Here is a 24,262-nt window from a genome sequence, read left to right as displayed (position 1 = left end):
CCCTCCTTTCTCAAACTATTCGCTTCTATTTTGAAAGAACCTTTTAGAAAAATTGAAAAACCCCTTCATTTTCCTACAAATGAAGGGGGAATTTTTATCGTTTGTTACGCCAGCTTTCATTATGACCAAGATTTGAATCGGTCGCTACTTGTACATCATATAATATTTCACTAAAGAAATACTTATCTACTTCTTTTGGCACAATGCGTCTTTCATCATCAATTTCATCGTATTCATATGAACCACGATTCACTGTACCTGCTTTATAAAATTCAATGTCATACACACATATATCTTCTTCGTCTTCATAGCCAATTGGTGCTCCGCTAAATGACAGTTGTGCCCCTAATCCAGTGCGAGTATCTTCTTTATAAAACGTATAATACACACCGCCATCTTGAACTGATCCGCGAATCCATCCAAGTTTCGTCATCTTACCGAATAACGAGCGACCATTTAGTAAAATACCGCCAAATCTCTCAACAGTAACCTTATCATCTTCCTCTACTACAAACACAGGACGTTCAATTTGTAGAAATGGCTGGACAATTTTCGAGTTTTCCAGTTGATCTTCCCACATTTCCTTTTCCGCTCTAGATAATTCTAACGGATGAATTAAACCGATTACAGTTCCAGATGAAACCTCATGTTTCTCTCCTATCATTGAGTAAAACGTACCATCTTCTGTATAACGGAACATTTTCAGTAACTTGCCTTCCGCATACTCACCCCAAATAAGTGAAGTGGAAAATTGCTTCATAATTGGATTTTCCAAAAATATCGATTTCCACGTATCATATGACCAATAGCGTTTTAATGATAGAGCAGCTTCCAGACGTTGTTTCTGCATGGAAAGAGCATTCCGAAGCTCTTTCTTTAAAGTGGCTAACTCTCTCTTAGCTAATTCAGCTTTTTCTATATCATCTTTTGTATTCGGCTTTGGAAGTGACTTCATACGTTTTCCTTCTTCTGTCTCTAATTCTATTTTTGAATCAGAAGTTAAAATAGCAGTAAAACATCTATTCCCAAAATCAATCTTCTTCTCCCCACGTATATTAAAGCCAAGATCTGGTACTAGTTGATCTTCCAGTTCTTCTTCCGTTATACCACGGGTTTTCGCAGCAAGACTTAATGCTTCTTTTGCCGCATTACGCACTTGTTTATGTTTATATTTAAATGCCATAGCATGAATAAACATAAGTGCAAGCTTAGATGAAGACAAACCTAGAGCACGAACAGCATCTGCTGCAATCTTTCCTCTCATATCTAGTACCCATTCATCGATTTGCTTTTTAAGTATACCGACCATTTTGTCATCACTATATATTCCATATAACGAAAGAATACCGCGTTTCTTCACATCTGCATCTTGAAAAATCCATATTTGATAGATTGCTTGCACATATTCTTTCAGGTCTTGTTCATTTAAAGTACTCCCAATTACTTCAGCTGCCTCTTTCTTTTCAATGACAGCATCTGAAATATACTGTTGTATATAAGCTAATGGAATTGTAGCATCCGCAATTTCATTTGAATGACGAAGACGGATTTGCGGTTCCTCCCCAATCAATTGCAGAAGTGAATTTCTTTTTTGTCCCGTTACGATACGGCTACAAAGTTCTTCTATATTTTCTGAGCTCCTCCCCACTTCAAGTAATGGAGCAAACTTCTCAGCTAAAGAGGCATTCTTCTTTTCTTTCAATGCTTCCTGTACGAGTTGTGTATATGTTTCAATCCTATACGCTAGTAGTATTTTCATCACATTTTCACGAACAATTTTCTTTTTATTATGAAGTTCAACTGCTACATCCTCTGCCGCTTCTATGTCTTTTGAAAGCAGTTCAACTATAGACTTACGTAATTTTTTAGATGAATCACCTAAGTTTTTAATTAAAACCGGACGTGTTTCAACCCTGTTATCTCTTGCTAATTCATTCAAAATATACGCTTTTGCCTCAGCAGAATACATATCAAATCGTTCCATTATGTATGCCTGTTCTTTTACAATGATCGTAACGAGCGCTTCCTTCGCTTTATTTCTCTCTTCTACATAATGTGAGACTTGCTCAACTGAATAATCAATCAGCTTTTCTTTACTTAGCCCGTAAGAAAGGAGATCTTCTATTATTTTTTCTGGTTCTATCCCTCTAGCCGAACATTCATACAGAAGTTCATATAAATAAACACTATATACATCTCCAAATTCCAGAGTGAGTGCCGCTTCTCTTTTTGCCACATCATCTATATCCCAAAGAAGTACAACTTCTAAAACTGGCATATCCCAATACATATTTCTATACTTCGGATTTTTAAGTATTTGCTTCATTTCATCAAATGACAATTTCCCGAGCAAATAATCACGATACGTATCCCGCACCGTAGACAACTTAAGTTGCAAAGCAGCGACAAAAAATTCCTCTCTCATTCTCCCTCTATTTAACTCATGTCCTTTTTCAGCTAACGTTCGGGCGATTATGAGGTAATTACTTTTACTTACATATTGTAAAGTACGTTGAACAAATTCAGGGTTTTCTTCCGCCACGGAGCATAACATTTCATATTCATACGTCTTACAGAATTCTTCATTATTTAAATCATGTTGCCTCAGACGGTGTGCAAAAAATCTTTCCTTAGAAATCCAAAACTGTTTACAAAAATTTTGAATTTCATCATATGTTTTTTTATTTACACTACCTGTTCGTTTATAGTTTTGAGGCTGATCGAGAGTTTGACACACGTAACGCGTAGCATGATTCATAAAACCCCAAACGTTTTTCTTCGCTACTATTTCAACATACCGCCTCGCAATATTTGAATACTGATGAATGCTAAATAATAGTCGCCAAATATATTCTGGTAAATTTCCACCTAAAAATAATTCCCTATCACTCTCACCTTTTATATATTTTTCAACTGCTTCAACCTTTACCTTTTCTCCATTCAAATTCAATATAAATTCAGCATGTTCTTCTAATCTCTCGTCCAATAAAGTGCTATATGTATAGAACCTCTCATAATCTACTTCAAACATTACGAGAAGTAACGATAATTGCTGCTGATTTGGTAAAGTGTGTAATTGTTCCTCTATATAGTTCGGTTTCTCTTTTGTTAACTCTTTAAGAAAACTATACGCCTCATTCACATAACTAGAGATATTAGTTAAATATTTACACGCAATTACTACCAGTTTATCCAATGGAAGTGCACTTTTCTCTAAATAAATCTTCATATTAGCAAAATCCACATACTTAAACCTTATTATAAGAACATTTAACAATTGCTCCCCTAACAAATAATAAAATAACCGAAAGAAAGCTGGATCTTGTTTATATACTTTCCTAAAATCATTTATAAACTGATTTGCAAAATCGCTTCTATTTTGATCTCTAATTGTCGTTAGTTGTATATGATTTAAAATCTCTTCATCTTTCGTTTTTAAATAACGCAATGATAATTGTTCCTGCTCTTCTGTCATATGGACATATTGAAACAACTGAGCTGTATTTGTAGTCAAACTTTGTTCCCCCGCATCTGTTTATGCTTTATAAAAATACCCTTATTTACTTGTAGTATAGCATAAAACCAACCGAAACGAACATATATTCTATATTAAATTAATGTAAATTAAAACACACTACTCAAAACACTTCTCCTTCTCTCTAAACTACCCATCACACACTTCTCTCCACCATACTTGCTACACCAATTCCTCAAAATCCCCTTCACATAAGCAAACGTTCGCTTATTATGTTCAAACGCAATTTTAAGTGCCTCTAATACTTTCTCTCCTGAAAGTCTTCGTATCCATCCCATCAATTCCTTCACGATATATGGAGATAAACTACTTATATTTTGTTCGTAAAATTTGTAAACTTCACTATGCTGAGTATCCTCTTCCCCTTCCTCATCTTCTATTTCTTCAACAACTTCTTGTAAACTACTATTCCCCTCTTCTTCGGGCATACCAAAATGCTGTAACAACAACGGAATCTTCCATTCTTCTTCCAGACATTTATGTAAAAACATATGTATGAATTCTTTATTTTTTACAGTTTTCAACTCACGTAACACACATTTTTCTACATTCGTATTTAAAATAGGGTTATAGTGTAGCCAATTTATGATGTATAACTCTTTCGTTTCCGCATCATATAAAATCTTGCCGTATTCCACAAATCTACTTAACAATTTCTCAACAGTTTCCATACTGTAACCTGTTTCCAGCTCTGCCACTCGCTTCGGTAATACGTAAATTCCACATTGCTTCGTTTTCGTACCAGTTAACAAATATATGTAAAAATAACGCTCCTCTGGCGTTAAATCTAATATGAATTCATCTTGCCAAAAATTCACTTGCACATTACGGTACACCGCCATATATTTACCTCCCCCTCGCACTTATAAAAAGGCAGATTTCAATCCTTCAATATACATATAGGAGTGAGGGCTTGGTTTTTGCAGTTGAATTCCAAATTTTTTTAACTACTACAACGACGGTTTTATTTTTTCGCGCTTTTTTGTTCTTGTAGTTGTCTTTGTTTTGTTTTTTCTTAGTGATTTATTACTTGGTAGGTGCTTATAAGGGGCTTGGAAGGGGCTTAATAAGGGCTTATATAAAAAGGAGCTGTTCCAAATTCTCATTTTGGATAGCTCCTTTATCATTCTTTCTATTTTTGACTTGCATCTAACATCTTCACTAAAAAGGCAGCTGCTTCACCACGAGTTGCTGTCCCTTTAGGATTAAACTCATTATTTCCAACACCAGTAACTACTTTTAAGCTATATAATCGTTGAACAGGCTGTTTATATGTGATCAAATGTTTATCCCTAAATGGCAATGCAACTAATTCACCTGTAACACCCTTATACTGTAATGCGTTGTCAATCATGATCGATGCTTCTTCACGTGTGATAGATGCGTTAGGATCAAAAATTCCGCCGCCACGACCGCTAATAATTCCTGCGCTTGCACTACGTTTAATACCACTATGAAGTGATGGATGCGCTTTATTAATGTCTACAAATGACTTATTTCCTTCCGGTAGCTTGAGAGCATTTGAGATTAATGTTGCAAACTCAGCTCTCGTAACATTACGATAAGGCGCAAATACACCATTTCCTTCACCGTTCATAATTCCTAGGCTGTTCAGCTTACGAATGTTCCCTTCAAACCATCCACCTGTAATATCATCTTTTGGTTTTTGCACTTCTTTATGTGGCATATTATAGTTTATTTTAATCCAACTTGGGTTATAGAAAATCCACTCATCGTTACCTACTTTATACCAACCATTTTTAACTGCTAACACTTTGTAACGATCTCCGTTTGAAGCTTTACGAACGATATGATGTTCAAGTCCCGAACCACTACGTACGTTTATACCATCACCATTCACTACAAGCTCCATATTAGGTTCAGCTGGATTATATTCATTGGAATCAAATAACTCATTTCTTTCTTGTAAAGGCGAATCAATTTGTGCGTTAACATTTGCATACCATTGAATCCCTTGTACGAAGCCAGTCCAATTCCCACGGGAAATTAAAATATCAGGACAGTTTTTCCCGCTCCATTGTTGATGCCTATAAATGTGGTCCGCACTAATACCTTCTTTGTTCATTAAATAACCTGCAAGTCTCTTTGCATTCTCTAGCGCTTTATTGTAATCTCCATCTTGGTTAACCGCAATCTCGATACCGATTGATTCTCTATTTCCGGAACCATCGCCATCACCTGCATGCCAACCGTTTTCATTTGTTGGTAAGTGTTGATAAATTTGTTTATCGTCTACAGTAAAATGCCATGAAGCTGTTCGGAACGTACCTTCCGTTGCTTGTTTATACAAATATTTAGCATGATTTTCAGCATTTGCACCACGGGCGGTGTTTGCAGTCTCGTGAATTGTAATGTAGCGTGCTTTCATCGGATTTGCAGGGCGAATATCAGGATTTCCTGCTGGAACAATCCACTCTACAAACGGTGCACCTGCAAGTGTTCCATATTTCTTTGTAGTCATCGATGTACTATACTGAATAGCTCTTCGCTTTTCAACCGGCTTCATTTCACGAGTAGAGCCATCATTTCGACCGTCTACATGTTCAAATGCCTTTTCAATATTTGAAATAGCTTCATCTTCTGCTACTTCACCTTTTTTCGCTTCTTTCATTTTATGTAACTCTTCTGTTTCATCATGTTTATGTTTATATTCTTCTAGAAGAATTTCCTCGTTCTCTGATACTTCTGCTTCATTAATTTGCATGTAATCTGGAGTTTCTAGATTGAAATTAGAATAACGTAATCCGTTCGTTCCACGCTCCCCTTGTGCAATACTAATCTGGTCAGTATGAGATTTATTTATCTCTTCTGCTGATATTGATAAAGGTGCACTCCCTAACATTACTAGACTTGTTGATAGTCCGATTACTCGTTTTTTTATATTCATTGCTGTAATCGATACCTACACTATCCGTGTAAATATCTCAACCTCCCTTTATTTTCTCATTCGTGAAAGACTATGAATCTACTATGTATGAAAATATGTTTATTCCACCTTTTCATTTTATCCCCAGAAGGCGAATTATATTTTCTAGAAAATCCCTTAACAGACATTATTTTATAACCAATTGCTATTGCCGTCAAAAGAACTTGTCCCCTTTTGCACACTACTACTTCTCAAAAAATAGATTAGGATACCTTTTACTGTTTTGCTTCAACAAGAAGGATGTTTATAATTTTTCATAACTATCAAGTCTCTATTAAATAAATGCTGTTTCCTTATACTTTTCTCTTTGAAAATATTAATATTTTTACATTCTTGCGATAATATAGATGTAACCTTTTACATTGAAATGATTTTTATTTGGAAAAGATTTCTCATATTGATACCTGAAATGAAGAAGACCAAAAAATGATAAAAAAAACGAGAGTACATACGATATTCAGCAGATGGGATATATTTTGAAGGGCTTGAAAACATAGTTAAACTATTAAAACAAAAAGTACAAGTTTAATAGATAATACGTTAGTTAAAGGGGATGAACTGATTGTTAGATACGATTGTTTACGATAAAGCGAAGTACCATTATCAAGGTGATTTTCCTGAGGACTTACCAATTGATCAAGCTTTTGTACATACTGGTATGTTTTTAGGATGGATACTTGAACATAATTTATTTAGTGAAGAATTTGAAGAAGAGTCCCTAGACGAAATTAAACAGTTTAAACTTAGACAAATGACTGGCACAGAAATTTATATGAACTGGGATGGCGTTTTGGCAGACGACATGTTAAATGACGAAGGTAATCAATTCGCGATGTATTACTTTAATGATGAGGAATGGAAGTATATAAGTGATTACTCAGACGTTTTTATAGACGAAGAAACTCTCTACCACGTGAAAGATACTTGGGAAAACTATTTCAAATTAAAAGAAGTTATTGATAATAGCTATAATTTTTGGAAAGACAACTTACAAAAAAGATAATTAATAAAGTCGATTTCTTATCTCCATAAGGAATCGACTTTATTAATAGTAAATTTAAATATTTTTTCATTTTAGCTTCTATTACAAATTCCCTTTAACGTTTTCGACAATCTCGTTTATCGTATTTCGATCAAACTTATCACTAATTTCGTATGGCTCACGATCTCCTACTAATTGTACGCCTACGATATCATTACGGTCCTTACCATATTGTACTTCAATAATCGATCCACGCTCTATTTGTTTCCAAACGAGACCCGCTTCATCTTTATTATCTAAAATAATACAGTCCTCAATATTTTCATCAATCCCAATTAACTTATTATCATCCATATATCCAACCTCGTATTGTTGACGTTCTTTCGCTTTTCCGCTTACTACTATACCTTTGCTTCCATACGAATAATCCGTATAGTCCTTTTTCTCTGATTGTATCGCTTTCGGTTCTTTTGCTTCAGTTTTTTCAGTATTTCCACACCCCACAATCATACTAATTGGCATAACTACAGTTAATACTACTCTAGTAAATTTCTTTATCATTTATAACCAACCTCACATGTTTCACTTTACATTTATCCTCTTACCAAATAATAACATAATAATACCGAGAAAGAGCCAAAGATACAGGGAAACTTTAATCAGTAGTTTTTCATCCTAAAAATCTAGACTTTCAAAATCACTATCTGCACTATCGACAAATTATAGAAAGTAGACATCCTACTCACATAAGATTTAAAATTAGAAAGTATGGAAACATGATAAAAAATATAGGCTAGTTGTTCGCAATTAAAATGGTTTTTACATGAAGAAAGGAAGTGCACAGCTTTGGATTTTAAAACAGTTATGCAAGAGCTTGAAGCTCTAGGCAAGGAACGAACGAAAAAAATATACATATCTAACGGTGCGCAGGAACCAGTTTTCGGCGTAGCTACAGGTGCTATGAAACCAATCGCAAAAAAAATAAAAATAAACCAAGAGTTAGCAGAAGAACTTTATGCCACAGGCAACTACGATGCTATGTATTTTGCAGGCATTATTGCGGACCCGAAAGCTATGAGGGAGTCTGATTTTGATCGATGGATAGACGGAGCGTATTTTTATATGTTGTCTGATTATGTGGTGGCAGTCACTTTATCCGAATCAAATATCGCTCAAGAAGTTGCTGATAAATGGATTACAAGTGGTAAAGAGCTTAAAATGTCTGCAGGCTGGAGTTGCTACTGCTGGCTTTTAGGAAATCGCAAAGACGATGAGTTTTCTGAAAGCAAACTTTCCGATATGCTTGAAATGGTGAAAAAGACAATCCATGATTCGCCAGAACGAACTAAATCCGCTATGAATAATTTTCTAAACACTGTAGCAATTTCCTATGTACCACTACACGAAAAAGCAGTCGAGATTGCAAAAGAAGTTGGTATAGTTGAAATAAAACGTGATAATAAAAAAAGTAGTTTGCTAAATGCTGCAGAGAGTATTCAGAAAGAACTTGATAGAGGAAGACTTGGTTTCAAGCGTAAACATGTAAGGTGTTAGATGATTAAAAGGGTGTGAATCTAAGTAAGATTGACACCCTTTTTTAATGAGAAAAATGAATGAATTCCCCCTGCACACCTTATCCGTTAAACATTTCTTCATTCAATTTATAAACCCTATCTCTTTTCTCATCACTTTTGACAAAAATAAGCTTTCCTTCTTTAACAAATCCTTCTAATAGTAAGCATACTTCTCCATATGCTTTCGGCTTATTCGTTGTGAATCTTTCATCTGATATTTTTCCAGCTCGTATTAATTGTTCACACAGCTCAAGTGCACTTATTTCTTCAGAATCCATTAATTCCAATATATCTCTTTGCAATGGTGATAAAGGTACTGGTATTTCAGCTACCTCCACCTTTTCTTTCGCGTTTTCTTCTTCAAATAAATCTTCAAATGAAATTTGATTCATTACTTCTTTTCCTTTCTAACGACTGATTTGTATAAAGCGTAGTTATTGTTATGTAGTACGTACCTTAATACATACATGTCAAACTCATGTACATCGTTTCATATAGTATATTTCGATTATACCAAATATACGTTCTGTTTTCTATCGTAGAATGGAAAACAGAACATTTTACTGTATGTATCATCATTAAATAACGCTGAATATCAATTATCCACATTTTTGGTTATATTATCAAAATTCCATCCACATTACGGAAATAAATGACAAATAATTATAACTTACATGTTACAATTACGATGCATGCATTTAGTTGTATTAAATGTATGCATCGTAATGAGTATATTTAATAAAGTTAAATGAAACTGGGGAGGCTTGCGCAAATGGGGAAGAAAACAAGCAAAGCTAAAAATTTTTTCGGATTCGTAATCACCGCAGCACTAGTAACTACAACGATGGTAGGTACAGCTAATGCACAAACAACTACGAATAGCTATAAGATAGCTAGCAATACGAACACTGTATTTACAGATGTACCAAAGGACCACTGGTCAAAAGATGCTATTGATTACTTAGCGGCAGCAGGGATTTATAAGGGGTATGGAAATGGGAAATTTGGTTTTGGCGACAATGTTACTAGAGGACAGGTAGCTTCTTTAGTCAATCGACATTTAGGTTTAAAAGTAGACGATAAACAAGGAAATATGTTTAGTGATATTAAAAATCATATGTTTGAAAAAGATATTAAAGCCATTGCGCAAGCTGGAATTATGACAGGTGATGGAACAGGTACATTTCGTCCAGATGATGTATTAACTCGATATGAGATGGCAGTAATATTACAAAAAGCATTTCATTTAGAATCAAAAGAACAAGGAAAATTTAAAGACGTACCAAAAGGTCATTGGGCTTATGAAGCTGTAAATACACTGCGTAGTAACCGTATAGCACAAGGTGACGAGTCAGGTAATTTTAACGGAAACACATTTGTGAAGCGTGAGCAGTATGCACAATTTTTCTATAATGCAATAGCAAAAAACAGAAATTATAATTTCAACATCAATTCAAAAGAAGAACTGAAACAAATGTTAACAACCGCTTTACAGAATGGAACGTTTGGTCCATTTACATTAAATTCATTGCGTAAAGATATATCTGAAGTAAAAAAAGAATATGGAGTGCCTGATGTTTTGAAAAAAGCACCATGTACAGAATGTGATGCACCTAATATAGCGGTATACGGCGATTATAATATTGACATGTACCCTTGGGACGCTAGATATATATGGGTTAAAACGGATATTTCTATCAATGAATTAAAAGAGTGGTTTGGTGAGCCCGATTTAATCGGAGAGGATATGACTAGTGAAGGATTTATATATAATCGAGGAAGCTATTCTCTTTATTTCAGCTTCTCTGATGGTTATATTCAACGGGCTGAAATATCTAAACGTGAAGATCGTTAATACGTTACAAACAATAAAAAAATCCTTCAAGAACATGCCTTTTCTTGAAGGATTTTTTTTGTCTCTATCTATTTAACATAATACAAAGCTATAAAACCCCTACTGATTAAAGTTTCACTTTATTCTTCTTGGTGCTCCGCTTCCCATTCAATTAAATACGTTGCATATTCTAATTCATCTGGATCATCATATAACATAGAAATAAACTCTAATTTATTTCCATCACAATCTAGAAAATATACGCTTGCAGCTGGCATCCATCTTTGAACAATTGGTTCTTCATTCCCTTTCCCCTGACTCCCTACTACCTCTATCCCACGATTCTCTAACCATAATTTAGAAATCTTTAAAAACTCTACATCTACACGAAAAGCGAAGTGTTTCATCTCAAAATCTTCATTACTATGTACTTCCCATAATCCAAGCATTTGTTTTTTATTTTTTCCTATCCAAAAGAAAGCAACCCGCCTTTTTGATAGTTTTTTTGCTAATATTAAACCTAACTTATTTTGATAGAAATCTATCGCCTTTTCTAAATTTCTTACATGTAAATGAGTTTCATATATGCTTTGTATCATTATGATTCCCCCTCCCCTACATTCCAATTTTTTAAAAACATTTTGTTTTTATCATACAAATAAATACATTTGAAATCATCCTACTTTTATATAATTCCCCCTTACTACAAAGGTATATATCTAGCATTATCATTTATATCCCAACACCAAAATTCAATCAAAAACACATTTACATTCTAGTAAATACATTCTTAAATTTTTATAATGTAATAAGAGTAACATCTTAACAATAGAGGAGGAACCGTTCTGGATAAAACTAAAGTTATGGCTTATTTTAGTATAACGGGTGATATATTCCCTGTTGAAGCAATTACCGACGCCCTAAATATCGAACCTACAAGAACTTATAAAAAAGGTGATATTGTCGCAAGACGTGATAATCCGAATCTTGTATCCACAAAAAAACTATATAGAAAAGAGACGGATTGGAATTTAAGCACTGGCTATCAAGAATCATACGATATAAATAATCAGTTGTATGTTATTCTAAAATCACTTGAAGAGAAAACAGAACCATTAAAACAGCTTAAGAAAAAATATGATTTAGAATTTCTATTTATGGTAGTCATTCAAATTGAGAATAACGAATCACCCGCAATGTATTTACAAAAAGATATACTTGATTTCGCTAGTTCGATTCAAGCAGAAATTCATTTTGATCTATATATTTACTAAAAATAAAAACGCTATTAATATTGAAATCAACAGCGTTTTCTTATATGACTAGATGTGTGAATTATTTTGTGAGAACAAAACAGATTCATTTTTCATTTCATTCTCAAAAACTGCATAGAGAATTCGCTCATTTTGATTTGCTTCCATTTTTGAACTCCACCTCGTTTGCACACTGAATTTTGAATTAACAAAAATCCAAAGCTAGTGTAACAGCTCTTCCAGGAAGATTTAACGTTACAATTACGCATTTTCTATACAAAAAAATATAACTATTTATAGTATGCTTTATGATATTATTATTTTCTTCCAAATGACAAAATTGATGACGTACGGATTAACCAGCACTCGGCGTATTTACCTATTTCCCTTTGCAAAATTTTAGCTTCTTATAGTTTTAGCTCTATAATCCATACCCGAACAACTAACTTCATCCTCGCTAGAAAATATCCATTCATTCTATTCAATTCCTAATCTACCTATTCCTTCATTACTCAGCAACAAAACAAGCCACCCAATTCAAATGAATTGGGTGGCTCTATACTATAAAGAGAATTTGCTATTTGTATTACTTCAATTTCCCCTCAAAAACAATCTTCCTACCGCACGGTTCCACTACTGTTTTGCCGTCTTTCTTCACTTCATGAAAGATTGGCTCTTCCATGCGGCGAGACGGTGCGTAACCTTCTTGTTCCATACGTGCTAAGCAGTCTGTAATTGTTTCGTTTTCGAGTACTTCAAATTTCTTTTTATTAGGTTGTTTTGTCATGCCCTAACCTACTTTCTATTTTTCTTGATGCGAATTGATTCTTCATGTAAATCATATATAACATTGCGAGAATTCCCATTATAATCATAACCGCAATAAAAAAGCTTGTATACTGTATTTTTTCTATAAATACGCCTCCTAATACAGGCCCCAGTATACTTCCTAAACTAAAGGCGATTCCAGATAATATATTACCTGCTGGCAATAAGTGTCTCGGTAATAAATCTGTCATAAATCCAAGTCCTAACGAGAAGCACGATCCAATGACCATACCCGCTAACAACATGCAGGCAAAGACGATCCAATAATATTGATCAAATACGGCTGCAAGCAAGAAAATGCCCGTACTTATGCAAAACGTCCACGTTAAAATACGATCCCTTCCGTATTTGTCACTTAATATACCGAGCGGAATTTGTGTAATAATGCCCCCAACTGCAAATGCTGGTAATAAGAAGGATACTTCTGAAACAGACCATCCTTTGCGAAGCGCGTATACTGGTAAGTTACTATTTAACATTGCTTCCAGTACGCCATATGCAAGTGGTCCCAGCAGTGCAATCCATCCTAATCCAACAACTTGTTTATAACGAGAAAATGATGATTCACGCTTCACTTCTCTTTCATCTTGCGCTGGGAATGCATTTTTTGTTGGTAATAATAACAGCCAACCTATTAAACAAAGTATAGTAGATATAATAAATGGCGTTGCAAGACCGTACTGAACAGTGCTTGCTAAATACGGACCGACGGCAAAACCAATTCCGAAGAATACACCGTATATCGACACTTGTCTCCCTATTTTACTCGGGTCTGCTGTTGTCGTAATCCATGTTTGTGTTCCGACATGAAGCATATGATCTCCGACTCCAACTAGAAATCTAAGGATAAACCATACCCAGAATGAAAAAGTTTGTGTAAAAAAGAATAATGAAATGATAACGAGAAACCCACCAATCACAATAATTGGCTTCATTCCAAACTTTTGCATCGGTTTTTCAAGAAACGGTGAGATCACTAATATCCCAATGTATAGTGCTGTCGCATGAATACCGTTAATACTTGAACTAACCCCTTCTTGTTCAAAAATCATTGCAATGGCCGGTAAAAGCATTCCTTGTGACAAACCCGAGATTGCTACAATCCCAACCATAATCCAAAAAGTAAAACGCATTGACATTCCCTTTCCCTCTCCTTCTCACGCTTTCCACTTTTCATTATAAACTGTTTCTGCAAATGCGTGTACGAATATTCGCAATAAAAAAGAAGCTAAAAGAATGAATCTTTTAGCTTCTTATCCTTCCCAAACTTGTGCTTTCACATTGTTATGGAATTGCTTGAAATACGGATGTTTATAAAAAGCAGTTTCATACACGTATTGCTGTGTACTAGTGATTGGTGGCTGCGGGTATTGCAGTTGTAAAGGAACTACAGCTGGTGAAACTTGCATATACAACGGAGCTATCATCATTTTTGTATACACATGATGATTATATGGAGAATGCGCAATTAAGAACGGATGGTGCATGGATAATCTCCCCTTTTACTTACAATGTTATAGTATATGCAATACCTTTCATTTCGGGGATTATTTCTGTTCTAACCAATCCTCTACATGCTTTATAAATACATCTAAACAATCAATAAACGGCGAATGACCGCAATCTTCTAATACCTTCAACTCTGCATTTGGCAAATGTTTTGCTAACTCCTCACCGACTACTTGGGGTACGACATAATCTCTGTCACCTTGTATGACGAGTGTTGGCGCTTTAATATGATGAATTTGCTTACTTCCCTCTACAACCCCATTATGTTCATCTGAAATATTAAATGTAATGAGCGCATAATTCACATCTACGAAATTACGTTGCGTTAACATATCGTCTAAATACTTTTCATAACGGTCTGGTTCAGGTTGATTATGTGTATATATTAATAAATTCCATACTGTACGGTAATATAATTTATTCATATTTTTTATCGCATCTAACACTGGTGCAATCTGTACGGGATCTTGTGCAATTTCTTCTTTCGTCTTTACTAAGCTTGATACGATTGGTTGCCCGTTTATATCCTTTTTAAAAATTGGATATCCCTTCATACCCACCGATTCTACTAAAATTAACTTTTCGACAAACGTTGGATGATTCGCTGTAAATTGCATCGCAACACCACCGCCCATTGACCAGCCCATTAATGAAAATTTCTCTAGTTTTAATTGATCAATAAATAGTTTTACATCTTCTGCAAAATCTTGTATTGAATCTATCGCTTTATTATATGTTGATTGACCAAATCCTCTTAAATCGAGAGCGTAAATATGGTATTGATCTTGCAGCTTTTCAATAACTAAATCAAAGTGTTGTGACGATGTCATGTTTCCGTGAATGAGTACAAGAATTTCTGCATTTTGCCTTCCAACTTCCTGATACGCAATCGTTTCTCCGTTCGATAGTGAAACAAACTCCATTGTTGCAGGCTTAATCATCACAAGTTCCCCCATTCTTTTTAATAGAAAGAAAATTCTTTACTTAATTAAAGAATAACATGCAGAATGTATGTTCTCAACAAAAAACCGATACGAAATTTTTACATAAATCAACATGTCTATTACTAGACAATTATAATAAAAAAGTATATAGTTAGCTAGGTAACTAATTTGAAAGGATCAAAATACATGGACGAAAAACAACATTTTTTTCACATTGTCAGCCAGACTTCTCGCAAGTTTACGAAGAAATTTAATGAACGCGTATCTCCTACTGGGTTATTTAGTGCGCAATGGGCTGTAATTTTCCGTATTAATCAAACTGGTTCTTGTACGCAAACAGAATTATGTCAGTATTTAAATGTTGAATCACCAACGATGACTCGTACGTTAACACGTATGGAGACGATGGGATGGATTATTCGTACTGAAGGAAAAGATCGCCGTGAGAAGCTCATTTCTTTATCAGAAACAGCGATAAAAATGATTCCGGTATGGCAAGAAGAAGTTGATACTTTTGAAGAAAAGACGCTAGAAGGTATTAACGAAGATGATTTACATCAAGCATTTCAAGTGTTACAACAAATTATTAAAAACTTAGATTAAATTGGAGGGATGACGATGCAAAGTGAAAAACTTTGGACGAAGGATTTCCTCGGAACTTGTTTTAGTAGTCTATTTCTCTTTTTAACATTTTATATGCTTATGACTACTTTGCCTGTCTATGTAATAGACGGTCTAAAAGGAAAACCTGAGGAAATTGGTTTAGTTGCAACTGTTTTTCTTATTTCATCTGTTTTATGTCGACCATTCACAGGAAAATGGCTCGATGATTTAGGAAGAAAGAAAATATTATTTATTTCACTTTCACTATTTTTAGCCGCTACCGTTATGTATTTCGGTGCACAAAGTTTATTTTTATTACTAGCCCTTCGCTTCTTACATGGTATTGGGTTCGGTATGGCAACAACTGCAACTGGTACGATTGTCACAGATGTTGCGCCAGCTCATAGACGAGGCGAAGCACTTGCCTATTTCGGCGTATTTATGAGTCTGCCGATGGTAATTGGTCCTTTTTTAGGTTTAACAATTATTTCTCATTTTTCGTTTACTGTATTATTTATCGTTTGTTCCGTATTTTCATTACTTGCATTTTTATTAGGACTACTTGTCAATATTCCGCATGAAGCACCTGTAAGCAAACAAAAACGAGAAAAAATGAAATGGAAAGACTTACTTGAACCATCTTCTATTCCAATCGCTCTTACAGGATTTGTTTTAGCCTTTTCTTATAGTGGTATTTTATCCTTTATTCCTATTTATGCAAAAGAGCTCGGTTTAGCTGATATTGCAAGTTACTTCTTTATTTTATACGCACTTGTTGTTGTCATTTCTCGTCCATTTACAGGTAAGATTTTTGATCGCTTCGGTGAAAACGTACTTGTTTATCCAGCTATTATTATTTTCACAATTGGGATGTTCATTTTAAGCCAAGCACAAACTTCATTTTGGTTCCTTGGTGCAGGTATGCTAATCGGTTTAGGTTACGGAACATTAATTCCTAGCTTCCAAACGATTGCGATTTCTGCCGCTCCAAACCATCGACGTGGTTCTGCGACAGCTACGTACTTCTCATTCTTTGATAGTGGTATTGGCTTTGGTTCTTTCATTTTAGGTATCGTCGCAGCGAAATCAAGTTACCATAATATGTATTTTATCGCGGCTATTATCGTTGCGTTCACTTTACTTTTATACTATGGATTACACGGACGAAAACAAAAATTCAAGAAACAGCGTACAGACGGACAAATATCCGCTTAACGTAAATAAGGAAAGTAAACTTATCCGTTTACTTTCCTTATTTTGTATTTCTTTCAATTGGAGCGTATACTTATAATAGAAATAAAAAGGAGGGACCGATATGAAACTTAAAAAATCTCCCCTACTCTTACTCATAATCACATTCATATTTGTAATTACAGGGCTCGGTTTTACATACTTCAAACATAATAAAACAATTCCGTCGAAAAATAATGTGACGAAAAAAAATTGGTTAGATGATCCGTACTTACGTTGGTCGTATACACATATGAAAGAATTCACTTTAATTAACGAGGTAAATCATAACCCAGATCAAGTTTCCCATTTCTCTACCACTTTGCAAAACTTAGATGATTTTGCTGTAGAGCGTAGATTGGGAAATACAACTCCTCTAAAAAAACTTTTAGACGATAACAAAACAGATGCGTTTGTCGTTGTACACAATGGAAAACTTGTTTATGAACGATATTTTAATGGATATAACGAGAGTGAACCGCATGGCATGGCATCATTAGCAAAGGTATTTACCGGAGCAATAATACAATCTCTCGCTGAAGAAAACCGTATTGATTTAGAAAAAACAGCTGACACATATATAAAAGAATTAAAAAATACACCATTTGGAAAAGCAACACTACAGCAATTAATGGACATGCAAGTTTCTGTGGAATACCCCACTCACGGCTATGAACACCCAGCGTTAGAAAATCAAGATGCACAACTATATTTAGCGAGCAATATTTTACCTCGAGGTAAAAATTACGATGGCCCGATGAAAATTTATGATATGTTACGAGAAGCAGAAGAAACTGCACCGCCTGGTTCCGATTTTTCTTACGATAACGGATCAGCAGAAACACTCGCTTGGGTGATTCGAACGATCACAGGTAAATCATTAGCTGAAAATGTTAGCGAGCGCATATGGTCTCAAATTGGTATGGAAGAAAACGCGTATTACGTAACAGATGAAACAAAAGTTGAACAAGCTAGTGCTGGTTTAAATGCAACTGCTAGAGATATGGCTAGATTCGGGCAATTACTATTAAACAATGGGGAATATAACGGAAAACAAATTCTCCCTTCTTCTATTACTGAAGATATAAAAAATGTCCAAGAAGGTGAACTTGCAGTTGGCCCTGGCGCTTCCATTTCTTATCATAATCAATGGTGGATTCCGCACAATGAACAAGGTGCTTTCGAAGTGTTAGGTAGTTACGGACAAACACTTTACATCGATCCGAAAGCAAATATGGTAATTGTCCACTTCTCTTCTAACGCTACGCCAAGTAATGACATACATTCAACATACTCAAACATGTATGTTGATATTGCACATCATTTAGAAAAGGTTCCACATTAGTAGCAGCAGGAGTTTAAACCTTACATGTATGACTATTTGATTGAACACGCAATCTCTTGTGCTGAAACATCAATATATCTAACAAGGAGCTCTCTTCATAAAGAGAGCTCCTTTTCCTATTTCTTCTTTTCTGTCGGTTGACTTTGTTTAGCGAAATTAGATGAATCATCGAAATTTGGTTGCTTTTTACCAGCATTATTACTTCTACCTTTTCCCATATGTAATGCACCTCCCCTCCTCCTTACTATTCCCAATAAAAATATCCAAATGCTGATGCGCAATAAATTAATAATGAAAACTGATAACATTTAAAAATATGGTGACAAGATTTGCGAATTGATTATGATATATTTAAGAAACGCCGATCTACTTTCACTTAAGTAAAAAAATTGCCCTATAAACAGGGCAATTTGCTCCAACCTAATGATTAACATTAGCCGTTGGGTATAATGTTGTTCCTCCAATTGAAACCTTTATTTCATTTGTTAATGGAACATTTTGTTCATTAATAATGGTTCTCCACCATTCCCATGCAAGACCTGTACATTCTCTTGCTACGATTTTTATATTTTTTGAATTTGGTGGAAGAGGCATAACTGTAGAGTAATGGGCTGTTTTGTCTTTGCCACTACCTTCCCATGTTTTATGTGTTAGTACTTCTTTCCCATTTTGATCAAATGTGAATTCATCCCAAGATACATCAAATTGAGCAACGTAAGCACCGTAATGATCGAGTGTCATTTTAGCACTTGAATATTCTGTAGTTGTCGTCTCGATATAATCTGTATTGTTATGAACAGCAGCAGTTGCATTATCTTTTAAGAACGTGCTTGTATATGAAATTGGGTATGCTGGATTTTTAAAACTTAATTCAGCATTATCTTTAATGATATTTCGGATTTCATTGAAATCTTTTGTAACAACCTTGTTATGCTCTTTCGCATCTCCACCTAATACGACAGCAGTAAAGGTACTTTCTTCAAAAATATCTTTGTACTGCCCACTCGTTTCAACGCTGTTATTCTTAAGTAAAGCTTTAAAAGCAGCTTGTACATCTTTACTCTTAGATGTTGTTTCTAATTTTACATAAACCGTTCTACCATAAGCTACATTTGAAACCATAACAGGTGGAGCCGAATTACTTACTCCTTTACGAGTTAGCTCATCAAAAGTAACACTATTATCAAAGAGATCAGATGGATTATTAGGTAGTTCAGCACTTACAGTATAAAATATTTGTTTATATGCCGCCACCATCACTTTCTTTTCTCCATTTGCAACTGCATTAAAGTCAATATTTAGACTGTTATCAAGATATTTAGCATTAACATTAAGAGCACTTGCGATTTGTGATTTACTATAAACCATAGATTCTGTATACTGCATTCTTGCAGGTAACGTATGTGTTGCGGAATACTTTTCATTCCAAGTAGATACTAAATCATCTACTGCTCCAGCTACATTACCATATGTCGGATTTTGGACAGTGATTGTATTTTCTTTTCTCATACCAGGTAAGTCTATACTAATATTCAAAGGCTTTCTCTTAGCCACTAATAAACTCGGTTGATTGTCTGCAAAAGCTTTATTGGCAAGTTGTACAGCTCCTGGATACGTACGATTCGCTACAGAATCAATAATCGAAATATCGACTGGTGACGTTGTAAGTGATTTTTTCTCACGTTCCACTACTACAAATTTACCATTTGAATTGATACTTTCTTTCGGAACAAAACTCTCTACTTTATCACCATTTACAGCTAAAACCTCTTGATTATTATATGTAAGATTCCCTATACCAGTATCAATGCTACTAGCATTTTTAGTAATATCAGTTGCATGACCGGCTTGTGTTTCTGCGAAAGAAATAGATGAATAATTAAGAGTGCATAGACTAACTAATACACATGTAAGGAACTTTCTTCTCTTGGTATTTTTCTTAATGTTCAGAAAAATCACCCCATTCTTTTTTTAGTAAGATATAATAATGATGGATACATGATAGCTAACGAATAAACTTACATAAACGCTTTTAAAAGTTCTTGAACTAAAGGAATTACTCCACCTAAAAATTTTAATACTGCCATTGCGATTTCCATATTACTTCCTCCTCTTTGCTGTATTAAGATGTGTTGTATATTTATGCTTTCATTATAATAAGCTTTTGCATTTGCATCAATTCATTTTCATATGCAATATTTCATATTTGAGAAAAGCAACTTTTTCTATCAGGGTGATGATGCTACCACTTTTCTTAAACATATTTCAATCCCTCCTAAAATATCAGAATTTTCTATTTTTAAAAGGTTATGAACGAAACAACCTCGAATAATTGTAATACATATACATAAGGAGGTTGATCTATTTTGTTTCGTTCTTTTACAAATGGTTGCGTCGCCTTAGTGCAACGCTTCTTGCCAGAACCGTTTATTTTATCATGTTTATTAACTGTTTTCGTTATCTTCTTTGGTATGTTTGCAACGCATCAAACACCTGTGGAAATGATTAATCATTGGGGTAATGGCATTTGGGGACTTCTCGCCTTTTCTATGCAAATGGCACTTGTACTCGTGACAGGATCTGCTTTAGCAAATGCTCCACTTATTAAAAAAGGATTAACGAAAGCGGCACGGCTACCGAAGACGAATGCACAAGGTATTATTGCCATTTCCATCGTAAGTTTACTAGGGGCATACATAAACTGGGGATTTGGTATTGTTGTATCTGTTTTATACGCAAAAGAAGTAGCAAGACAACTTGAAGGATTGGATTATAGACTAGCAATCGCTTCTTCTTACTCTGGATTTCTCATTTGGCATGCAGGGCTTTCTGCTTCTATCCCTCTTACGTTAGCAACAGGCGGAGAAACGTTAATGAAAACGACAGCTGGAAGTATTAAAGAAGCGATTCCAATCACTGAAACGTTATTCTCACCATACGCCCTAGTTCCAGTTATTATCTTTTTAGTTACGATGCCTCTCATTAATAAGGCGATGCATCCAGATGAAAAACATACGATTACAGTAGACCCTAGCGTGTTCCATGAAGAAGCTGCCGCTCAAGAGGTAGGGAAAAATACGTTCGCTGAGAAAATGGAAAATAGTATCATTATTACACTTTGCGTTGGATTGTTAGGTCTCATTTATATTTTCAACTACTTTTATACGAAAGGCTTTAACCTTACGCTAGACATCGTTATTTTTATGTTATTAATTGCTGGACTCGTTTTCCACCGTACTCCGATTCAATATATTCGCGCTTTTTCAGACTCTACGAAAAGCGCTTCTGGCATTCTACTTCAATTTCCGTTTTACGCAGGAATTATGGGGATGATGATTGGAGCAAATAGTGAAGGCCTTTCACTTGGAGGAGCTATTTCAAATTTCTTTATTAGCATTTCAAACGAAACAACTTTCCCCCTCTTTACTTTTTTAAGTGCTGGCATCGTTAATATTTTCGTTCCATCTGGTGGTGGTCAATGGGCTGTGCAAGCACCCATTATGATTCCAGCTGGCGCTGAACTTGGTGTACCTGCTGCAAAAACAGCAATGGCCATTGCGTGGGGCGATGCTTGGACAAATTTAATTCAACCTTTCTGGGCATTACCAGCATTAGCGATAGCTGGTTTAGGTGCTCGTGATATTATGGGATTTTGCGTTGTGAACTTACTATATGCAGGATTTATCATTAGTCTATGTTTCTTATTTATTTAAACGAAAAGCTAGTTTTATACTAGCTTTTTTACATAATAAATTATTTATTTCCCATGCAATTTATTATGACCTCCCACTCTTTCTCCGTAAGATGTAATGCCTCAAATGCAAAAAAGTCTTCACATACTTTTTCAATTAAATTTGGATTGTTTTTAAGAAAATTCCACTGTAGCGCTTTAGGAAGAAAATATGTTTCATATTCTTTACTTCCCTTTACTACTTCATCCACTTCTCTTTCACAAATTCCTCTTATTAAGTAATCATTTCTTAATTGTATTTGAATTTGCTGAAATGTTTCGCTACATTTCTTCAATTGAAGTAAACATGTAATATACGTTCGAAAAAGTTCATTATCATACCCACAACAGTTTATAATTCGATCGATTTCATTCATAATGTACGAGCCTTTTCTTCTATTTGTAATAACCACTTTTCCCGCTTCTCTCGTTTACTCGTTTTCACAGATTGAAAAACAGATCGTTTTATATCTCGAATGCCGCAAAAACGTAACACACCTCTCTTCATTATAATCCAATCTGCTGATCGATATAGTAATGCGACGTACCATAACGGTGAGTCTAACGTATTAATTACCCATGCCTTCTTACCTTTCAATAAGCCTTTCGGCAGGGCCCCTTCATATTTATAAGCAAATCCAGCTACGAAAATGCGATCAATAAACCCTTTTAAAATAGCTGGCATCCCCCACCACCATACTGGATATATAAAGAGAAGCGTATCTGCTTCTTCCACTAACGTTCTGTACCTGGCTGTTTCTTCTTCATTTACTAAATCACGTCTTTTCTTCTCTTCATTAAATACAAGGACTGGATCAAATTGCTCCTTATATAAATCAAGTACCGTAACTGAATGATTTGTTTCCTGTAGTCCTTTTTGCACATGATTTAAAATTGCCGCGTTAAAACTTGAAGGACTAGGATGAGCGTATACAATTAGTACATTCACTACAAAACAACTCCCTCTATAAGTTAAAGTTTCCCCTTCTTTAACATCTTCTCTACAATTTGTACGTTTTTTGAACTTTGCAATAAACGATTTAATACTGTGAGTAACTCTTCTTTTTCTAAATCTTTCAGTTTCTCCTTCACCGTACTCTCACCAGTGCCTTGAATATCATAAACAACTGCGGCCATATGTTTACAATAGTTTTCATATGGGCATTCGCAGCTACTTTCCGAAAAATCTTCCAGTTCAATCACTACTTCATAATTCCCTGCATTACCAGTCACAAACGCAAATACTCTATTATTATGTATTTCAACATCTTTTACATGTCCTTCTTCATAATATTCATAACCTCTATCAATAATGTGTTTCGGAATATACCTATATAACTCTTTTAATAAATAAGCGTACATAACAACACCTCTTCCTTTAATTCCCTTTTGACTTCTAGAGCCACTGCATGTTATTCTAATAACTGTCAAATAGCAAGTCTATATGACAAAACGACTGACACCTATTCGGCGAAGGTGTCTCTTTTCATTTGCAGCCGATATGAAGTGCCTCTTTCAGGCACATTCAATCTTTGACACTACACACTCAACACCATTCCCTGTATCAGGCTGCTTAAGCAGTCTTTTACTCTACATACTTCAAAAAAAGAGAGCTTAGCTCCCTTTTCTCGCCTTATAAAATACCCCTTTTTCCGTATAGAGATATTCATCAGCTAATGTAATTTTCCCATCCAGTTTCAGTTCATCTAATAGTCTTGATAAATAAAATTGATGTAACATCTTTTTCGTGAATTTTCCTTCATGATGCGAAACGATATGTTCTTGAATATCTAACAATGATATTGGCTTATCTTGCTCTATCATATATTCATAAACTGTACTACGCAGTTTTACGTATTTTTCGAGTGTCACAGTAATGCGCAACCCCTTTCTTCTTAATGTAAATTTTCGTAATCGGTTTTTTTGCAATAAAAAAACCTCTCCGATA

At 34.8% G+C, this 24,262-nt stretch carries 23 protein-coding genes; 8 read left to right on the top strand and 15 right to left on the bottom strand.

The window, feature by feature from the left end:
• Window positions 1-94: 94 nt before the first annotated feature.
• The 3 genes from ACTFSI_RS18335 to ACTFSI_RS18325 form a co-directional block, all read right to left on the bottom strand.
• Window positions 95-3,514, bottom strand: a complete 3,420-nt coding sequence (locus tag ACTFSI_RS18335; RefSeq protein WP_138321587.1) for a DUF4132 domain-containing protein — start codon at window positions 3,512-3,514, stop codon at window positions 95-97.
• A gap of 110 nt (window positions 3,515-3,624) precedes the next feature.
• Window positions 3,625-4,377, bottom strand: a complete 753-nt coding sequence (locus ACTFSI_RS18330) for a DnaD domain-containing protein (RefSeq protein ID WP_044793143.1) — start codon at window positions 4,375-4,377, stop codon at window positions 3,625-3,627.
• Window positions 4,378-4,667: 290 nt separating this feature from the next.
• The gene (locus ACTFSI_RS18325; RefSeq protein WP_440045550.1) at window positions 4,668-6,443 is read right to left on the bottom strand and encodes an S-layer homology domain-containing protein; all 1,776 of its coding nucleotides are present in this window, start codon (window positions 6,441-6,443) and stop codon (window positions 4,668-4,670) included.
• 601 nt (window positions 6,444-7,044) lie between these two features.
• Here ACTFSI_RS18325 and ACTFSI_RS18320 point away from each other — a divergent pair.
• The gene (locus ACTFSI_RS18320) at window positions 7,045-7,485 is read left to right on the top strand and encodes a DUF7832 domain-containing protein (protein WP_070806516.1); all 441 of its coding nucleotides are present in this window, start codon (window positions 7,045-7,047) and stop codon (window positions 7,483-7,485) included.
• Window positions 7,486-7,566: 81 nt separating this feature from the next.
• Here the strand turns inward: ACTFSI_RS18320 and ACTFSI_RS18315 are convergent, their stop codons facing one another.
• On the bottom strand, window positions 7,567-8,025 hold the full coding sequence (locus tag ACTFSI_RS18315) for a hypothetical protein (RefSeq protein WP_138321578.1): 459 nt from the start codon (window positions 8,023-8,025) through the stop codon (window positions 7,567-7,569).
• A gap of 285 nt (window positions 8,026-8,310) precedes the next feature.
• Here ACTFSI_RS18315 and ACTFSI_RS18310 point away from each other — a divergent pair, with 285 nt between their 5' ends.
• Window positions 8,311-9,018 carry a DNA alkylation repair protein gene (locus tag ACTFSI_RS18310; RefSeq protein ID WP_000346344.1) on the top strand — a complete coding sequence of 236 codons (708 nt, stop codon included), beginning with the start codon at window positions 8,311-8,313 and terminating at the stop codon, window positions 9,016-9,018.
• A 79-nt stretch (window positions 9,019-9,097) separates the two neighbouring features.
• Here the strand turns inward: ACTFSI_RS18310 and ACTFSI_RS18305 are convergent, their stop codons facing one another.
• Window positions 9,098-9,430: a DUF3895 domain-containing protein gene (locus ACTFSI_RS18305; RefSeq protein WP_001071912.1), complete on the bottom strand. Its 333-nt coding sequence runs from the start codon at window positions 9,428-9,430 to the stop codon at window positions 9,098-9,100.
• 380 nt (window positions 9,431-9,810) lie between these two features.
• On the opposite strand from ACTFSI_RS18305, the gene ACTFSI_RS18300 reads away from it, so the two are divergent.
• On the top strand, window positions 9,811-10,893 hold the full coding sequence (locus ACTFSI_RS18300; RefSeq protein WP_044793146.1) for an S-layer homology domain-containing protein: 1,083 nt from the start codon (window positions 9,811-9,813) through the stop codon (window positions 10,891-10,893).
• A gap of 119 nt (window positions 10,894-11,012) precedes the next feature.
• Here the strand turns inward: ACTFSI_RS18300 and ACTFSI_RS18295 are convergent, their stop codons facing one another.
• Window positions 11,013-11,471 (bottom strand): VOC family protein, encoded by a 459-nt coding sequence (locus ACTFSI_RS18295; protein WP_138321574.1) that lies wholly within the window; start codon window positions 11,469-11,471, stop codon window positions 11,013-11,015.
• Window positions 11,472-11,735: 264 nt separating this feature from the next.
• Between ACTFSI_RS18295 and ACTFSI_RS18290 the strand changes: the two genes are divergently transcribed.
• Window positions 11,736-12,146 carry a DUF4279 domain-containing protein gene (locus tag ACTFSI_RS18290; protein WP_044793149.1) on the top strand — a complete coding sequence of 137 codons (411 nt, stop codon included), beginning with the start codon at window positions 11,736-11,738 and terminating at the stop codon, window positions 12,144-12,146.
• Between the two features lie 565 nt (window positions 12,147-12,711).
• Here ACTFSI_RS18290 and ACTFSI_RS18285 read toward each other — a convergent pair.
• The 4 genes from ACTFSI_RS18285 to phaZ all read right to left on the bottom strand — a co-directional run bounded on the left by ACTFSI_RS18285 (window position 12,712) and on the right by phaZ (window position 15,418).
• Complete coding sequence (locus ACTFSI_RS18285; RefSeq protein WP_000166303.1) at window positions 12,712-12,912, bottom strand: NETI motif-containing protein; 201 nt, start codon at window positions 12,910-12,912, stop codon at window positions 12,712-12,714.
• On the bottom strand, window positions 12,896-14,092 hold the full coding sequence (locus tag ACTFSI_RS18280) for an MFS transporter (RefSeq protein ID WP_440045549.1): 1,197 nt from the start codon (window positions 14,090-14,092) through the stop codon (window positions 12,896-12,898). The genes ACTFSI_RS18285 and ACTFSI_RS18280 overlap by 17 nt, the downstream gene beginning before the upstream one ends.
• 114 nt (window positions 14,093-14,206) lie before the next feature.
• Window positions 14,207-14,440, bottom strand: a complete 234-nt coding sequence (locus ACTFSI_RS18275) for a hypothetical protein (RefSeq protein WP_044793152.1) — start codon at window positions 14,438-14,440, stop codon at window positions 14,207-14,209.
• Window positions 14,441-14,500: 60 nt separating this feature from the next.
• Window positions 14,501-15,418: an intracellular short-chain-length polyhydroxyalkanoate depolymerase gene (gene phaZ / locus ACTFSI_RS18270; RefSeq protein ID WP_130983719.1), complete on the bottom strand. Its 918-nt coding sequence runs from the start codon at window positions 15,416-15,418 to the stop codon at window positions 14,501-14,503.
• Window positions 15,419-15,592: 174 nt separating this feature from the next.
• Here phaZ and ACTFSI_RS18265 point away from each other — a divergent pair, with 174 nt between their 5' ends.
• From ACTFSI_RS18265 to ACTFSI_RS18255, 3 genes are all read left to right on the top strand, one after another.
• Complete coding sequence (locus tag ACTFSI_RS18265) at window positions 15,593-16,009, top strand: MarR family winged helix-turn-helix transcriptional regulator (protein WP_000343680.1); 417 nt, start codon at window positions 15,593-15,595, stop codon at window positions 16,007-16,009.
• Between the two features lie 15 nt (window positions 16,010-16,024).
• Complete coding sequence (locus tag ACTFSI_RS18260; RefSeq protein WP_001190334.1) at window positions 16,025-17,224, top strand: MFS transporter; 1,200 nt, start codon at window positions 16,025-16,027, stop codon at window positions 17,222-17,224.
• A 100-nt stretch (window positions 17,225-17,324) separates the two neighbouring features.
• The gene (locus ACTFSI_RS18255) at window positions 17,325-18,584 is read left to right on the top strand and encodes a serine hydrolase domain-containing protein (protein ID WP_000768706.1); all 1,260 of its coding nucleotides are present in this window, start codon (window positions 17,325-17,327) and stop codon (window positions 18,582-18,584) included.
• Between the two features lie 420 nt (window positions 18,585-19,004).
• On the opposite strand, the gene alo is transcribed toward ACTFSI_RS18255, so the two are convergent.
• Window positions 19,005-20,543: an anthrolysin O/cereolysin O family cholesterol-dependent cytolysin Alo gene (gene alo / locus ACTFSI_RS18250; protein ID WP_440045548.1), complete on the bottom strand. Its 1,539-nt coding sequence runs from the start codon at window positions 20,541-20,543 to the stop codon at window positions 19,005-19,007.
• 407 nt (window positions 20,544-20,950) lie between these two features.
• Between alo and ACTFSI_RS18245 the strand changes: the two genes are divergently transcribed.
• A complete protein-coding gene (locus ACTFSI_RS18245) occupies window positions 20,951-22,297 on the top strand; it encodes a short-chain fatty acid transporter (protein WP_265153298.1) in 1,347 nt (448 codons plus the stop codon).
• 40 nt (window positions 22,298-22,337) lie between these two features.
• Here the strand turns inward: ACTFSI_RS18245 and ACTFSI_RS18240 are convergent, their stop codons facing one another.
• From ACTFSI_RS18240 to ACTFSI_RS18225, 4 genes are all read right to left on the bottom strand, one after another.
• Window positions 22,338-22,691 carry a group-specific protein gene (locus ACTFSI_RS18240; RefSeq protein WP_440045547.1) on the bottom strand — a complete coding sequence of 118 codons (354 nt, stop codon included), beginning with the start codon at window positions 22,689-22,691 and terminating at the stop codon, window positions 22,338-22,340.
• Window positions 22,688-23,263: an NAD(P)H-dependent oxidoreductase gene (locus ACTFSI_RS18235; protein WP_001101678.1), complete on the bottom strand. Its 576-nt coding sequence runs from the start codon at window positions 23,261-23,263 to the stop codon at window positions 22,688-22,690. The genes ACTFSI_RS18240 and ACTFSI_RS18235 overlap by 4 nt, the downstream gene beginning before the upstream one ends.
• 23 nt (window positions 23,264-23,286) lie before the next feature.
• On the bottom strand, window positions 23,287-23,676 hold the full coding sequence (locus ACTFSI_RS18230; RefSeq protein WP_000271537.1) for an SWIM zinc finger family protein: 390 nt from the start codon (window positions 23,674-23,676) through the stop codon (window positions 23,287-23,289).
• Between the two features lie 252 nt (window positions 23,677-23,928).
• A complete protein-coding gene (locus ACTFSI_RS18225; protein ID WP_000171478.1) occupies window positions 23,929-24,186 on the bottom strand; it encodes a hypothetical protein in 258 nt (85 codons plus the stop codon).
• Window positions 24,187-24,262 lie beyond the last annotated feature (76 nt).

It is taken from the genome of Bacillus cereus group sp. MYBK101-2, assembly GCF_051918845.1.
In the GTDB taxonomy this organism is placed as follows: domain Bacteria; phylum Bacillota; class Bacilli; order Bacillales; family Bacillaceae_G; genus Bacillus_A; species Bacillus_A paranthracis.
This window is presented reverse-complemented; position numbering and strand designations above follow the sequence as displayed.